Raw genomic sequence first — 15124 nt, 5'->3', positions numbered from 1 at the left:
TTTCCTCAATTTCTCTACTGAAATTTTAGCAAAAAAAAGTGAGACCTAAGCCCCACTTCCCTTCACTGGCTTTTGAGATCCCACCAGCGTTCATTGTTTTATTATAAGCGGGTGACGAGAATCGAACTCGCGACGATAGCTTGGAAGGCTATGGTTTTACCACTAAACTACACCCGCATGCAAAACTAATACAAGAGATAGTATACCACCTTCTGTATTACTTTTGCAAGTGTTTTTAGATAAAAAAAGTTTTTGATACGTCTAAAGATATAATCATTTTCTGTGTAACCGGCCGTCCCCAAATGGTTTCAAGTGCCTGGGCATATAGAGCCATTTGACCTTGGTAACGGTCAATCAAGGTTTGTTCTTGCTGGCTTTCATTTAGATAAGCAATCCGGTCAGTTTTAAAGTCATACAGGAAGATTTCGTCCTGAAATAAAATAAAACCGTCAATTGTCCCGTGGACCAATAAGTCATCATCTGTTGCCATATCCGTAAAGATTTCTGATCCAGCAACCATCAGAGAGAATGTTTCTTCTCTATATACGTGGTCAACTTGTTTCAAAATCAATTGCCCCACTGCCGTATCGAAGAAGGCTACTAGTTTATCCACTTGAATATGGGGCCAAAGTTGTTGGCTTAAAATGCCTACTTGGCATAGGTCATCAAAGAGGGCTTTAAAGGTCGCTTCACTTGGTTTAGCCCTTAAGTTCACCTTTTGCATTAACAAATGGGCCGCTGACCCAATAGCTGTTGGTGTGACAGCTTGTTCTCTGGCCAAGAAACTCGGTTGGTCATAGTCTTCTTCTATATAACGGAAGGTCTTAGTCAATTTATTTTGATTGTTAACTGACCAAGGTTGCAAGTCCTGGTCACTTGGATCTTGAAGCATCCGTTTCAATTCTGATACTGATTGGAAGGATGTTGTCTTGGTCGCCGATTGATAAGCATAATCGAAGTCGGCAGCTGGTAGCTGAATGACTTGTTTATTATCTTGATCATCGGTAGCCATTTTGTCATCTGAAAAAATGGCCGCTAAAAGTTCTGCTTGGTCAACTTGGTTGGATTCATCGACTTTCTGTACCCACTTATTGCGACCCGCAAGTGCATCTTCGCTAGAAACGACTGCAACCCGGAAATTGGTCTTGGTGTTGGCTAGATAGTCTGGAATATGGACTGAATGGTTGACCTTGTCAAAATCGTGGTGGCGCATCAGCGCTGGGCCAATCCAATCGAGTAAACTGTTGGCTTTAATCCGGCCTGAGGGCGATAATTGCTCGTCTTTCATCAAAAGCCCTTGCCACTTGCCAATCGTGGTATCGAAGTTTTTCACCATACCCACTAATACCAGTTGCTGTTCCGCTCGAGTTAAGGCCACGTATAATTTCCGCATTTCTTCAGCCTACATGTCTTTCTTTTCAAAGCGTTTAGCCATCATTTCAAACATATTTGGATAAGTGATGTGGCGTGTTCTATCAGACAATTTCACCCCGATACCGATAGCGTCATTATAAATCACCGGATTCCTTAGATCTTGAGTGTTAAAACGCTTGGAAATGTTATACACGTACACAAGCGGAAACTCTAAACCTTTTGAATGATGAATAGTATAGACATGAACTGCAGATTGAGCTTCGTCCCCGTGTTTAGGTGCTTGCAAGTCGTTGTCTTTTTCTTGAATTTTCTCCACAAAGCGGATAAATTGGAAAATCCCCTTAAAGGCTGATGCCTCATAATCAGAAGCCAATTTATAAAAGCCGTGCAAATTATTTTGGCGGATCTCACCATTCGGCATCCCACCTACATAATCTAAAAATCCGGTATCTATATAAATTTGCCAGATTAAAGTAGCTAAGGGCTTGTCACGGGCAATATCCCGCCAGGCCAAGTGCCAGTTGTTCAAGGTCCGCAACTTTGTTGCCACACGCTCATCTTGCCCTTCATCTAAAGTCAAATAAGCTTTCATGGCGTCATAGTAGGTTGCCTGTTTGTTGGCTATCCGGATTTTCGCTAAGTCTTGTTCATTTAAACCAATGATTGGGGACCGCAAAATGGCCGCCAAGGGAATATCTTGGTAAGGATTATCAATAAATTTCAAGACATTCAACATGACGCGGATCTCCGTCCGTTGAAAATAATTGGCCGAATCATCTAACAACAAAGGGATTTTATACTGGGCAAAGACGTCCTCTAATTCTGAATGATTACGTCTAGTTGCAACTAGAATAACGATATCATCAAAAGTGATTGGTCGATCCGCCTGCAACTTCTTGTCATAGATCATATGCTGGTTATTGATCTTATCCAAAATAGATTGAGCAATCAATTCTGCTTGCATTTTCGTGCCATTAGAGACGTCATTATCTAAGTCGTCTTGGTCAGTTTCGCTACCTTTACTACTATCTTCCTCATCATATAATAGGATTTCTGTCTGCATCCGGTCAGTTTCTGGATAAGCGGTAAAACCTAATTTAAGGGCTGCATCCTCATCATAAGCAATCTGACCCACTTGCGGATCCATGACCTGACGGAAGATAAAGTTGGTAAAATCAAGGACATCTCCTCTTGAACGGAAGTTCTCCGCTAAGACTATCCGTTGCCCTCCATTACCATCAGCGAATTGATTGAACTTATGGATAAATAAGCCAGGTTCTGCAAAGCGGAACCGGTAAATTGACTGCTTCACGTCCCCTACCATAAACATGTTGGGGTCATCCGGATTCCCTGAAACAGCCTGTAGAATCGCTTCCTGTAAGGCGTTGACGTCTTGGTACTCATCCACCATTACTTCAGTGAATTTGTCCCGGTAATAAGCCTTAGCTTCATTCATAGTATTGGCGTTTTCAATCAAATTTTCACCGTCGCGAGATTCGGTATTATCTAGTTGCTTACTTAAAATTTGGTAGGTAAAGAGTTCGATATCCGAAAAATCTAAAATTCGTTGGTCAAATTTATGGGCATTCATACGGTCAGTAAAGATTTTTTCGACATTGATAATGGCTTGCCCAAGTTTTTTAGCATCTTGGATAAATTGCCCTTGATAATGTTCATCAAAGGTAAAGTAAGGCATGATATCCTTATCAAAAACATCCTTAATTGTTGCGTCATGGCGATCCTTTAATTGGGTTCGCAATTCGTTTTGGGCATCGTTACCATCTTCAAAATCTTTTTTACTTTTTCTGACAAGGCTTGGAAAGGGAACTGCAACCACTTGCTGGTAGGCCTCTTTATAAGAAGTTTGTACATTCGTTTTTAACTGGTCTAAATAAGCCAACTTTTCTTTGACAGAAGTAGCCATTTTTTCAAAACCAACCGCTTCTGTAACTGGCAGGTCTTCGATATACAACCGAATAGTATTTTCGAGGGCCTCTATTTCACCCAGTAATGCCGGCACCACATAGTCTTTATAAAAAGCGGATTCTCCATATGGGGTATCTTCATCTGGATATTTAGCCACTAAACCATCTAGCCAGTCATTTGGATGCCTGTGGACTCGAGACTTGTTGTATAAATCAAAAATCAATTGGTCAATCTTGTCGTCTTTACGGTCAGAAGCAACATGATTGGCCATGCGTAAATAATCTGCATCTTCTGTCGCTAGCAAATCCTCTTTTAAGGATGCCCAGACAATTTCAAAATGCATCATATTTTCCGTTTCATCAGTTAATAAACGGTAAACCGGGTCTAAATCAATCAAGAAATAATAGCGCTGGATGACTTGCTTACAAAAAGCATCAATGGTTGAAATATTGGCTTGCGGTAATTTAGCAATTTGCTGCAAGTAATGTTGTCGACTATCAGCATCTGATTCTTCGTTGATCATTTCTTGTAAAGCTGATTCCAAACGCTCTTTCATTTCACTGGCTGCTTTTTCGGTAAAAGTCACGACCAGTAACTCATCAACCCCATAGCCCCGACGTACCTTTTGCAAGATACGTTGGACGAGGACACTGGTTTTACCAGAACCGGCAGAGGCTGAAACCAGCAAGTTATCCCCTTCTAAATGAATGGCTGCCCATTGATCGGCTGTATAACGAGCATTAGCCTCCGTTTGCAGTGGAATGGTCGTTTGTTTCTGTCTATTCTTCATCTGCTGTTTGGTCCTCCTCTGCTTCATTCTCATCAACTTCAGCATCAATTGCCAACGCTTGGAAAAATTCATCCGGCGACATAGATGGATTGGGTCGATATTTATTGGTATAGTCCGTTGCATCAAACATAGATACAGACCGGTAAGGCTCAGTCATAGAGGGAATATAAGGGTCGTCTTCAAGTGGATTTAATGCAATATGACCTGACACAATTTGTTCTGCTGTGGCCACAATCTTCTCTTCCACAAAAGCTAATAATTGATCCAACTCATCTTGAGTCAATACCTTAGCCGCCTTAGCAAAATCGCCATCCTTCTTCCGGCTAACCGCGTAAACACTTGATTTACTGCCCGGTTCAAGTCCTTCACTATGCATTCCTTCCAGTAAATCATAGTCAGCTCGCACATAACCCGACAGTTTCAAATCCGCCAAAATCTGGTCTGCAATATTCTTGTCCGTCAAATCTGTTTGCTTTTCAATTTTTACTTGGGGTTGGAAGATCCTTTGGTAGAAAGCGCCAAGTGGCAGGCTTGTTTGTCCATCTTGATTTAACTGGTCTAAAGCCACTTTTAAATAAGTATACAACTGCAATTGTGCCCCAACATAAATTTGGTCAAATTTCACGTCATGAGCTGACGACTTATAATCAACCACTTGAATAAAGTTTTGTGAAAGGTCATTTTCTTCCTGTGATACCGCATCAATTCGGTCAATTTTTCCTCGTAAACGAACTTCTTGTCCATTTGCTAAAGTGAAATGGGTAATCGTCTCTTCTGCATCGTCCTCATTTTGGGTATAGCCAAACCGTTGTTCCGTTTCAATGGTTTCCACGTTAACCGCTTGTCGCTGTTTAATTATATTTTCAACCAGCAACTGAATGGTCCCTGTCATCGATTCCTGCAAATAACTATTGCGATGGTTGACCTTAAAGACCGTATACTCAGGATAAACATCCGGATCATTTAATTTATCCGTCACATCTCCTAAAATCTCCTTGACCTCTCCGTCAGAGAGATTAGCCAAATCAAAGTTTCTTTGTTTGACCTCTTTGAAAAAATGGTCCAGCATTTCATGAAAGTAGTTACCTGTTTGTAAGGAATCTAATTGGAAGCTAGGTCGCTCTTTTAATTTCAACCCATATTTCAAATAATAAGAAAAGGGGTCTCGGTTATAGAGTTCAAGCTGGGAGACAGATACGGCCAAAATATCACCGTATAAGGACCGAGACAATTCTGGCGTAAGGGGCAATACCGTATTATGATAAGTCAAACTAGACTGCAACCATTTGAAGAAGTTCTTAGCAGATTGGTTGGATACTACTTGTTGGTATACAGGCCGCCATATCTGGCTTAAACTTTGTCGGCCGTGGGCATCTTGGGCCATTGCTTTCAGTAAATAGCGGACCTGTGAGTGGCCATTTCCGAGTTTTAGCAGAGTTTCTTCTGACGCCCGGTCAGATGGTTGGCGTAGGTACTTGGTATTTACTTTAAAAGCATCTGCAATACGGGCAACCATTGGTGATAAGCCTTCAGTATCCGCGTCACCGTTGTTTATTGGGTAAGAAATATATAGATGGTCAGTGGCAGATAGGAAAGCTAAATAGGCTTTATAGGCCTCATTGTTATTTTTACTATCAGCCGATTGTTTTAAGGCTTGTAAGTCATCTAATTGACTGACCACTAATTGCCGGTCCTCATTCGTTAATAAAGATTTTTCTTCATAGACCACCGGCAAAGCATACTTTGATAGACCCATAAGGAATGTGATTTTCTTTGCTTCTACCTTATTTTCATCAAAAGATCCGATTGTAACAGAATCCATTGTTGGTGGCACCATAGCATAGCCAGCATTTTGAAAGGCCAGATCTAGAATCTTGAAGAAATAATCTAGGTCAAAAGATTCCTCTCCAAATAATTGAACATAGTCATCTAGCATATGGATAAAAGTCTGCCAAGCTTGTTCGTGTTGTCGTGCTTCTTGTAACTGACCAGTTTCTAAATAGTTATCCCGCCATGTCATTAAACTGGTTGGAATGCCGCTATTGGCTAGAAATTGATAAAAGAAAGTAATGGCTTCTTCAGTTGTTTGGTCCTTTTCCCAGTTGGTAAATAAGGGCGACAAGGCCCCCACAACAAAGGATTTTATATGGTTAGCCGTTGCTTCAATGGCAATATCTCGTTTAGTACCAATCTTTTCGCCACCTTCGCCCACTAAAATGTAGGACCAAGTCCGGTCTTTAGACCACCAAAACTGCCCTTCATAACCATTGCGTAAAACTACATTTTCAGTTAGATCAATAGCATCACGAAATTGAATTTGTGCTTGCTTATTTGCTGATAAATCGTCTAGTAAATCATCGGTCAAATTAAAAGCTTGCGCCCCGTATTGGTTGATTTCACCTAAGTCGACTGGCATTAATAGTTCACTTCGCAGTAGGTCAAAAACATCCTGATACCGCCAATTCCCTTGGTAAACCCGGTACAAGCTCATCATCAATCGGTACAGGGGATGTAAGGCCATATCCTCTTGGAAATTAGCGAAATAAGGGATTTCATTGGCTTCAAGAGCTGCTTGCAAGGCATGTTGGTATGTCGGTTCATCTCTGGTTAATATTTGAATATCCTTATAGCGGTAATCCGTATTCGGGTCTGCCACTAGCCGGTAAATTTCATTAGCCACTTGGTCAGCTTCCATATGGGTAGAGGGCAGCTCCCAAATCTCCATAACTTGGTTGACAGCGGCTATTGCTTCATCTGTTTGCGTCACTTGGCCACTTTCAACACGGTTGTCCGTTCTTAAGTAGTTGTCTAAGATTTTAAAACCATCTGCATAGCTAGCACCCTCTTCGGCCAAAATTGGACTAGCAAATGGGATACCTTGCTTTTTAGCAAATTGCATCAATTGATTATAGGTTTTCCCTGTTACTGTAAATAACTCATACCAATCAGGCGTCCTAAAGTCATAAGGTTTGTCTAAATTCAAGACAATTTGCACTTGGGGACAATTTTCAAGGAATGAAACAATAGTCTCAAGTTCCTGAGCGTTGAAATAATCAAAGCCGGTGATAATAATTCTTGTTTTAGATAAATCTTGGTCTGAAATTGCTTGTCTCAGCTGGGCAAAAACGTTTTGTTCTTCCATGGTTAAGCCCACTAAATACTTCTCGTACGCTCCGTATATCGTAGCCAATTCTTTCATCTTCTTGACTTGATTTTGAATCAATGGCTGGTCGCTTGAAACATAGCTAGACAATGAATTTAAAAAGACCTCACTAGTAATTTGACCATCCACCAGCTCCTTAAATAAGTCAGCTAAAGCTTCTACAAAACCAATTTGGTTATATTCACCGCGGTAGACCAGTAGATCATCTTTCATATCAGCTAAAACGCGTCCAATTACCATAATATTCCCGATATCAGAAATATCTCCTACTGATTGGCTATCTTGTTTCTGCAGTAAATACCAAGCCAACCGTTTAAACGATTGCACTTGTAGTCGCATCATGCCAGCATGTTTCTCGTCGTTAGTATAGCCGGCATTCAATTGAACTGCTCTCATTTGACGTAGAACAGACATCTCTAAATCAAATTTCATATTATCATCTGTGATGATAAAAACTTGGTTGTCGATATCTGCTCTTAGATAGGCATCAATGTCTTCATATACAGCCTTTAAGTTATTTTGGGTTGGTGTTTTTAAAATAAACTGTAAATTCATAAGCACTCCTTTTGGTTAAAGCAAATGATTTAAATTGCTAAATATATAAAAGGAGAAGTTGGCACCTTGCAGACGCCAACTTCTTTATTTGCGGTAAATATATTTACCTTCTTTTATTTAGTTTGACATTTATAGCTGGTTGTAGTCGCCAGCGCCTTCAATGATGGCAAGAATAACTTCAGTTGCTTTCACCATCGTCTGTAGGCTGACATATTCAAAACGACCGTGCATGTTTTCTCCACCCGCAAATAAGTTTGGTGTTGGTAGTCCCATGTAAGTCAATTTAGACCCATCAGTACCACCACGAACTGCAATAATATCAGGTTGGATACCAACAGCAGCAAATGCATTTTCAGCTAAAGTTACTGGACGCATATCTTTTTCAATAATTTCACCCATGTTGTAATATTGGTCATTTAAAGTCACTGTGGCAATGTCACTACCATAGAAGGCGTTCAACTTAGCCGCAGCTTCTTGGATTAGAGCCTTACGGTTTTCGAACTTTTGACGGTCATGGTCCCGGATAATGTAAGTTGCTTTAGCAGCTTCTACATTCCCTTCCATACCCATTAAATGGAAGAAACCTTCACGCCCTTCTGTATTTTCAGGACGTTCATTTTCTGGTAATTGGTTATGGATATCAATAGCCACTTGTAAGGCATTGATCATTAGATCTTTTGCTGAACCTGGGTGAATGTTTTTACCTGCTACTTCAACCACGGCAGAAGCAGCATTGAATGTTTCAAATTCCAATTCACCTAGTGGGCCACCATCCATAGTGTAGGCAAAGTCGGCCGCAAAACGGTCAACATCAAAACGGTCAGCCCCAACACCAATTTCCTCATCCGGACCAAAGGCTACCTTCACTTCACCGTGCTTAATTTCAGGATTGTCGATTAAGTATTTACCGGCAGTCACGATTTCAGCAATACCCGCCTTGTCATCTGCGCCGAGTAAAGTTGTTCCATCAGTTGTAATCAAAGTTTGACCGACATATTTGTTTAATGAATCAAACTCAGCGGGATTCAATTCGTACCCAGAGTCACCTAAAGGAATTACTGAACCATCATAGTTTTCAATGATTTGTGGGCTGATGTTTTCAGCATTAAAATCAGCCGTATCCACATGGGCAAAGAATCCGATTGTTGGGTAGTCTTTGCTGTCATCTGTTGCAGGAATTGTCGCTGTAACGAAAGAGTCTTTTTCATTGTAGAAAACATCTGAAAAACCTAACGTCGTTAATTCTTTGGCTAATTTTTTAGCAAAAGCTACTTGGTTTGGTGATGACGGTACTTGGTCCGCATTCGCCTCGTTTGAACGTGTATTTTCTTTTGCATAAGTTATAAAACGGTTTAATAATTCTTGGTCTTTAATTTGGTAAGTCATTTAGTCTTTCCTCCTATATAAATGTAAATGGATCGGTGTTTAATTGGCTAATAACTACATCAACCTGCCAATTATTTTCATCATTCCATTGTATAAACTTGTCTGTCATCTTGGATTTCACGATTGATTCAAAATGGTGGCCTGGGTCAATCACATTTAAGCCTGCTGCAATCATGTCGTGGCCGGTATGGTAGTAAACATCGCCGGTGATAAAGGTGTCCGCCCCCTTAGCTAGTGCGTCTTCAAAGTAAGATCCCCCATCACCACCCAGGACAGCCACCCGTTTAACTGGTCTATTGCCATCAGCAACGACCATTCTTAAGCCATTAACGCCCGTTTTTGTTTTCACAAATTCACCAAAAACTTCAAGGGTCATCGGTTCGGCTAAATCACCAATGCGTCCAATACCAATCGCTTGGCCAGTCGTTTCATCCGTCGTATGCGCTCGCAATAATTCTACATTTTGGATCTCATATAAATCAGATAACCAGTCATTCATCCCCTCTGGCGCAGCGTCCAAATTGGTATGTGCTGCATATACCCCAATACCTGAACGAATAATTTCCGCATACATCGCTTGTTGTGGATCATCTTCTGTTAGGCGTTTCACCGGTTTAAAAATGGGTGGATGATGGGCAAAAATAAAATCCGCCCCAATTGCCTTAGCTTCTTCAACCACTTCAGGGCGAATATCTAAGGTCACTAAAATCTTGTGAATCTCTTGATCGAGACGGCCAAAATGTAAGCCAGTTGGGTCTCCTTCAACGGCATAAGATTCTGGTGCAAAAGTTTGGAATTGCTGGATAAATTCTTTAATTGTGAGTGACAAATCAATGCCTCCTTAAGCTAATTGTGCTTGTATCGCTGCCTTCAATTCTTTATAGCGGGCGATCTTGTTTTCATCGCGATTATTGGCTTGTTCAAGTTGGTCTAATACATAGTTTGTCCGTTTCAATTCTAATTGCCATTTTTCATGGAAAATGGCTGCATATTTTTCTTTGTTGAATAAGCCAAATAAAATATCATCATTCGTTAATTCCTGTTGTAGATTGTCACGATAATCCGCCACAATCACTTCATAGAACTTGCCATTTTCAGCAATCATCGCTTCATCAACGATCTCATAAGAATGCTTATTTAACCATTGACGGACCTTGTCTTCTGCCACATTTGGTTGCAGAATAAGACGTGGATTCGTCGCTAATTTACCGTCAATTAACCCTTGGGCTAGAATATCCACGATCAATGCGCCACCCATACCGCAAATGGTATNNCAATTTGATCTGCTGGTTCAATAACAGCTAACCCGTCGCCAAGTCGCGCTTCAACCATATGCCCTAATTCCTGACGGGCAATTTCTTGTTGGGCAGACTGGAAAGGGCCTGCCACAACCTCACCCGCAATCGCACTAGTGATTTTATCTTGACTAGCCAAATTGGTTGGTAAATAGGCGTGGTCTGACCCGATATCTGCCAGTCGCGCGCCATCTTTCACAAAAGATGCGACCGATGCTAGTCGGTCTGATAAGTGATTTACATTCATAATTTATCTTCTCCACTCGTTTTCGATACAGAACAATTATAACAAAGATTCAGGTATTTTTTGGAAATTTCCCCCTGTAAAATGACAAGATATTTTTTACTTTACAAAAAAAAATATTAGGCATACAATATTTTATGTTTTAGAAAAGGAAATTTAGTACTTTTCGCCGAATTAGCTCAGTTGGTAGAGCATCTCATTCGTAATGAGGGGGTCACAAGTTCGATTCTTGCATTCGGCATAATTATATTGATAAATAAGTAAAATTAAATATAGTGTTGCTAGGACGTCTATTCAGTTCCTGGCAACACTAATTTTTTTCGCTCTCTACTTAACCATTTGCACCTATTAGAAAATATCAATTAGTACTAAATGAACATTCCTCTTATCTGTTAAGTCATTGTACTTCTCCTTATCAAAATCACCGAAGACCTTGTGAATCTCGCCTTGTTATTTATTCCCTAATTTACCTTACCAACTAGGCCTTCATTGTAATTAATATTGTCAATTTAGAAATTTTTCCTTCTATATAGAATGTGTTTTCTGTGATTCGTTATACTTTTTATTATATACTATTATTGAATGTTCACTAGCTTTGTGATATTTCAAAATCACAAAGCACTGCTCATTATATAAACGGGGGGTATTTATGGCTATTGTAGAATTTCAACAGGTGCTCGCTTTCTGGTTTGCACCTGAAAATGCTGACTTGTTGTTTGCTAAAGATGACAATTTTGATGCCGCTATCCGCTACCAATTTCTGGATACTTGGACAGCGGCTGCTAATAATGAACTTTGGCAGTGGCGTGATGATCCATATGGACGCTTGGCTGAAATTATCGTCCTAGACCAATTTTTCCGCAATCTCTGGCGTGGATCTGCCAAGTCATTTTACCAAGACAATATGGCCCTTGCCCTATCGCAAGGATTGTACCACCATCCAAAATTTAATGACTTATTTAATGAGCAGGAAAAAATCTTCGCGGTTATGCCATTTATGCATTCTGAATCTAAAATTGTCCACAAATGGGCGCTAACCATTTTTCAAGAAATTGGCAACGAGCATAATTTACACTACGAGAAACTTCACAAGCATATTATCGACAAGTTCGGTCGATATCCGCACCGCAATCAGGTGCTAGGTCGCAAGACTACCGCTGAAGAAGCTGAATTTCTGACCCAAGAAAATTCTTCGTTTTAAACAATTATCTAAGCAAAAGCAAATTACATAGGAGGGTTTTACATGATTGGATTATGTTCAGTCACATTTAGAGACGATTCCGTCGAATTCAACATCGATTTAGCCAAAAAAGCCGGCATTCAAGCTATTGAATGGGGTAGCGATAACCACCTGCCTGAAGACAATATCGAGCAAGCCGAGAAAGTCGCTCAACTAATGCATGAAGCTGGTTTAACCACTTCATCCTACGGGTCTTACTACAAACTTGGGTTATTCGATGATTTCCAACCCTTCATCCAAATCGCACAAATAGTTGATGCGTCAATCATTCGCGTTTGGGCCGGGGAAGAAGGATCTGCGGACGTAGCTATTGATGACCGTCAAGACATGATTGAAGATGCAAACCGTATCGGCAAAATGGCAGCCGAAGCCAATCTGTCTATCGCCTTGGAATACCACATGGACACCCTAACCGATACACCATCATCTGCCCAACAACTCATGCAAGAGGTTACTGCGCATAATGTCTACTTATATTGGCAACCAGCAGAGTCACTAACGGTTGAAGAACGGATCGAAAGCTTACCGAATTTAGCACCATGGATTACCAATGTCCATGTCTTTCACTGGCAAGACTTCTACAACCGCTATCCATTAGCTGACGGTCAAGATGAATGGTTACAGTACATCCAAACCATTGAAAAAGAATCTCCAAACAAACACCACTATTTAATTGAATTTGTACCTGGAGAAGACCAAAAACAAGGGTTCTTAGACAGTGTAGCCACATTGAAAGCTTGGTTAGACCAATTGAATATTGAATACTGATTCATCGCCAATCATAAACAAACAAAGACGCAAGCCTATGTCGGCCCTCTTGCCAGCAAGTTATTGCGTCTTTTTCCTATAGCCATTTATTCAAATTTTCGACCATATTGATTTGATGTTATTAGATAGACTTACTTAATATAGGTCGCAAAGTCAGTGAGTTCGAAAGGATTGGTATTCCCGTCAATAGTAATAACTTTATCCCCTTTTTGGAAACTTAGGTAATTGGTTTCTGGATTGGATACTGAGAATCGACCCATCCCATAGTCTTCTGGCGCGGTTAATAAGTTTTCTTCTAAGTATTGAACCACAGTTGATGCCAGTGTTACCCCATCATCGCTGCCGTTGTTCTGTGCTTGGGTAGAAAAGTCCCAGCGACCTTCGTTCCATGAAGTATGGATTTGACCTGCACCAGCGTCCATATAGCCGGTGATGCCGTAACCCAATTCTACTGTTTCGCCGCCGATTGCTGCATAGTTATTTTGCGAAATCTGTTCTGCTGCAGCTTCAGCACTGTCATAGTTATCGATTGTAATGGAAGCTATTTTGGCATCATCAAATACCCCGTTTGCTAAGCGTTTGTCCCCGTATGGCACTTGTTCTTCAGTGCCATAGAAGTCCATTTTAATCCCCTGACCCGTTTCACTTGTGTAAGCTGTTGGGAATACCGTTATCCCTTCTGGTAGTGGGATATCAGTAGGAATATAGTCAACATAGTCACTAGCCACGTCGGCTTGAATGGCTTCAATGATAGCCGACACGCTATTATCATCCGGCGTCTGACTGATGTCTGATGATGCTCCTTCTAAACTAGTATCTTCAGATGATTCCTCTGTTGATGACTCGGATTCATTTTCCGCTTCGTCACTAGACTCACTAGATGTACTTTGTGTTGATTGGCTACTTGTTTCTGATGAGACACTTTCTGACTGGCTAAATGTCTCTGTATCGCTAGATGCGGTATCTTGTCCGAACATGCCACATCCTGATAAGGCGATGACTGAGACAAATAACAGCACGCTTTTAGAAAATTTCATAAGAGTGAACCTCTTTCCTTCTATCTTCCTACCTACAGTTATTTCTGTATATATATTTTAAGTCAAGATTTCCTCATAATCCAAGGATGACCTATAATCCACTAATTTAAATTGAATAAAGTACAAAAATCAATAATTTTAGATACAAAAAATACCCTGAATATTATCTGAAAAAAGGATACTATTCAGGGTAGATGGCTATTCAAATAGGTGACAATCGTGGTTATTAATCTCTTCGGCCATTTTCTCTTTATAATCATAGGTCCTATCTTGAATCATAGACTGGCTATAAAACTTATAAAGGTGGTATTGCAAGTAAGCGGCCAATGAACCAATCAAGGTCCCAATGACAATACCTTCAAATCGGTAGCTGAGATAGTCAAAGCCAAGATTTGGATTCTGAAAGGTTAATTGAATCAAAACCATATTGGTCACGAAGAAAATCCCCATTGAATAATTGCGCGGGATAAAGTACTCAGCCAATACGTATAAAATAACTACTGCACCGATCCGTACAATATGCGGGATTGGGATAATAATGATTAAAGCAGCTGTTGCCAGACCGGCAATGGTCCCAAAAACCCTTTGGAAACTTCTATTTAAAATAATTTCCAGGGTGTTCCCTTGAAGGATGGCTGAACAGGACACGATAATCCATGAATAAGGACTCAGATCGAGCACAATATTCATATAAGACGCGAAGAATAAGACGGCTGCATAATAGAAAGAATCAACCACCATCCGTGGATCTTGTCGAATAGCCTCTTTTAAATGGAAGGTGAAGGTAAAGGTTTGTTTAGGTAAATGCAGATATTTCACTAATATATAGGCCATGATTAGGGAAACCACAATCCCGTAGTTAAATTCAAGCAATTGCACAGGCATTTGATTGAGTGGTATATCTCGTGTAGCCGCTGCTGCCATCACTAGAATAACGAAGATGTCTCCTGGCTTATCGATCCGGTAAATTCGGTAGATCAATCTAGCAAAAAAGGCTACCAACCCAATAGCTATAGGGGCAATTAAAGGGATTTGTCCGATGATTAAGCCGACTGTATAAGCCACCATCAAGGTCATGGCCACAAAAACCATCCGTTTAATGGTCCGGCTAGCTTCAAAAGATTGAAAATGTAAAAAAGTAAATAGGCCTAAGCTAGATGTGGCATTAATCCCAGGCATACCCAATAAATAGCCGGTTAAATTGACAATCAAGGTACAAAAACCAGCGACTAATACCCGTTCTAAATGATCATTTGGCGAGGGTTTTAATAATAATGTTTGTTTAATAAATGAATGCATGTAGTCTCCTCCAAAAAATACCGGACCTGCCTTTTTTATATCAGCCA

The 15124-nt window shown here is 40.5% G+C and carries 9 protein-coding genes, 2 tRNA genes and 1 pseudogene; 3 read left to right on the top strand and 9 right to left on the bottom strand.

What is annotated here, in order from left to right; all coding sequences use genetic code 11:
* Window positions 1-106: 106 nt before the first annotated feature.
* From B2V22_RS00525 to B2V22_RS00495, 7 genes and pseudogenes are all read right to left on the bottom strand, one after another.
* Window positions 107-177, bottom strand: a tRNA-Gly gene (locus B2V22_RS00525).
* A gap of 58 nt (window positions 178-235) precedes the next feature.
* Window positions 236-1393, bottom strand: a complete 1158-nt coding sequence (locus tag B2V22_RS00520; RefSeq protein WP_290489834.1) for a PD-(D/E)XK nuclease family protein — start codon at window positions 1391-1393, stop codon at window positions 236-238.
* A 9-nt stretch (window positions 1394-1402) separates the two neighbouring features.
* Window positions 1403-4090: a helicase-exonuclease AddAB subunit AddA gene (gene addA, locus B2V22_RS00515; RefSeq protein ID WP_290489833.1), complete on the bottom strand. Its 2688-nt coding sequence runs from the start codon at window positions 4088-4090 to the stop codon at window positions 1403-1405.
* A complete protein-coding gene (locus B2V22_RS00510; RefSeq protein WP_290489832.1) occupies window positions 4080-7808 on the bottom strand; it encodes a PD-(D/E)XK nuclease family protein in 3729 nt (1242 codons plus the stop codon). Before B2V22_RS00510 ends, addA begins: the two co-directional genes overlap by 11 nt.
* Before the next feature lie 129 nt (window positions 7809-7937).
* The gene (pepT, locus tag B2V22_RS00505; RefSeq protein WP_290489831.1) at window positions 7938-9194 is read right to left on the bottom strand and encodes a peptidase T; all 1257 of its coding nucleotides are present in this window, start codon (window positions 9192-9194) and stop codon (window positions 7938-7940) included.
* Window positions 9195-9207: 13 nt separating this feature from the next.
* Complete coding sequence (locus B2V22_RS00500) at window positions 9208-10023, bottom strand: Nif3-like dinuclear metal center hexameric protein (protein ID WP_290489830.1); 816 nt, start codon at window positions 10021-10023, stop codon at window positions 9208-9210.
* A 12-nt stretch (window positions 10024-10035) separates the two neighbouring features.
* Window positions 10036-10736: pseudogene (locus tag B2V22_RS00495) on the bottom strand (tRNA (adenine(22)-N(1))-methyltransferase).
* Window positions 10737-10901: 165 nt separating this feature from the next.
* On the opposite strand from B2V22_RS00495, the gene B2V22_RS00490 reads away from it, so the two are divergent.
* From B2V22_RS00490 to B2V22_RS00480, 3 genes are all read left to right on the top strand, one after another.
* Window positions 10902-10974 (top strand) — tRNA-Thr (locus B2V22_RS00490).
* Window positions 10975-11382: 408 nt separating this feature from the next.
* Entirely contained in the window at window positions 11383-11934 is a 552-nt protein-coding gene (locus B2V22_RS00485; protein WP_290489829.1) for a DUF924 family protein, read from the top strand.
* 42 nt (window positions 11935-11976) lie between these two features.
* Complete coding sequence (locus B2V22_RS00480; protein WP_290489828.1) at window positions 11977-12741, top strand: sugar phosphate isomerase/epimerase family protein; 765 nt, start codon at window positions 11977-11979, stop codon at window positions 12739-12741.
* Between the two features lie 131 nt (window positions 12742-12872).
* Here the strand turns inward: B2V22_RS00480 and B2V22_RS00475 are convergent, their stop codons facing one another.
* Window positions 12873-13778: a hypothetical protein gene (locus B2V22_RS00475; protein WP_290489827.1), complete on the bottom strand. Its 906-nt coding sequence runs from the start codon at window positions 13776-13778 to the stop codon at window positions 12873-12875.
* 198 nt (window positions 13779-13976) lie between these two features.
* On the bottom strand, window positions 13977-15077 hold the full coding sequence (locus tag B2V22_RS00470) for an FUSC family protein (RefSeq protein ID WP_290489826.1): 1101 nt from the start codon (window positions 15075-15077) through the stop codon (window positions 13977-13979).
* Between the last annotated feature and the right edge of the window lie 47 nt (window positions 15078-15124).

This window comes from Aerococcus sp. UBA6277 (assembly GCF_002440555.1).
Taxonomy (GTDB): Bacteria; Bacillota; Bacilli; order Lactobacillales; family Aerococcaceae; genus Aerococcus.
This window is presented reverse-complemented; position numbering and strand designations above follow the sequence as displayed.

Bases quoted from the DNA above. Each gene is read 5' to 3' on its own strand.
- B2V22_RS00520 (WP_290489834.1), bottom strand. From the start codon at position 1,393: ATGCGGAAATTATACGTGGCCTTAACTCGAGCGGAACAGCAACTGGTA.
- addA (WP_290489833.1), bottom strand. From the start codon at position 4,090: ATGAAGAATAGACAGAAACAAACGACCATTCCACTGCAAACGGAGGCT.
- B2V22_RS00510 (WP_290489832.1), bottom strand. From the start codon at position 7,808: ATGAATTTACAGTTTATTTTAAAAACACCAACCCAAAATAACTTAAAG.
- pepT (WP_290489831.1), bottom strand. From the start codon at position 9,194: ATGACTTACCAAATTAAAGACCAAGAATTATTAAACCGTTTTATAACT.
- B2V22_RS00485 (WP_290489829.1), top strand. From the start codon at position 11,383: ATGGCTATTGTAGAATTTCAACAGGTGCTCGCTTTCTGGTTTGCACCT.
- B2V22_RS00480 (WP_290489828.1), top strand. From the start codon at position 11,977: ATGATTGGATTATGTTCAGTCACATTTAGAGACGATTCCGTCGAATTC.
- B2V22_RS00475 (WP_290489827.1), bottom strand. From the start codon at position 13,778: ATGAAATTTTCTAAAAGCGTGCTGTTATTTGTCTCAGTCATCGCCTTA.
- B2V22_RS00470 (WP_290489826.1), bottom strand. From the start codon at position 15,077: ATGCATTCATTTATTAAACAAACATTATTATTAAAACCCTCGCCAAAT.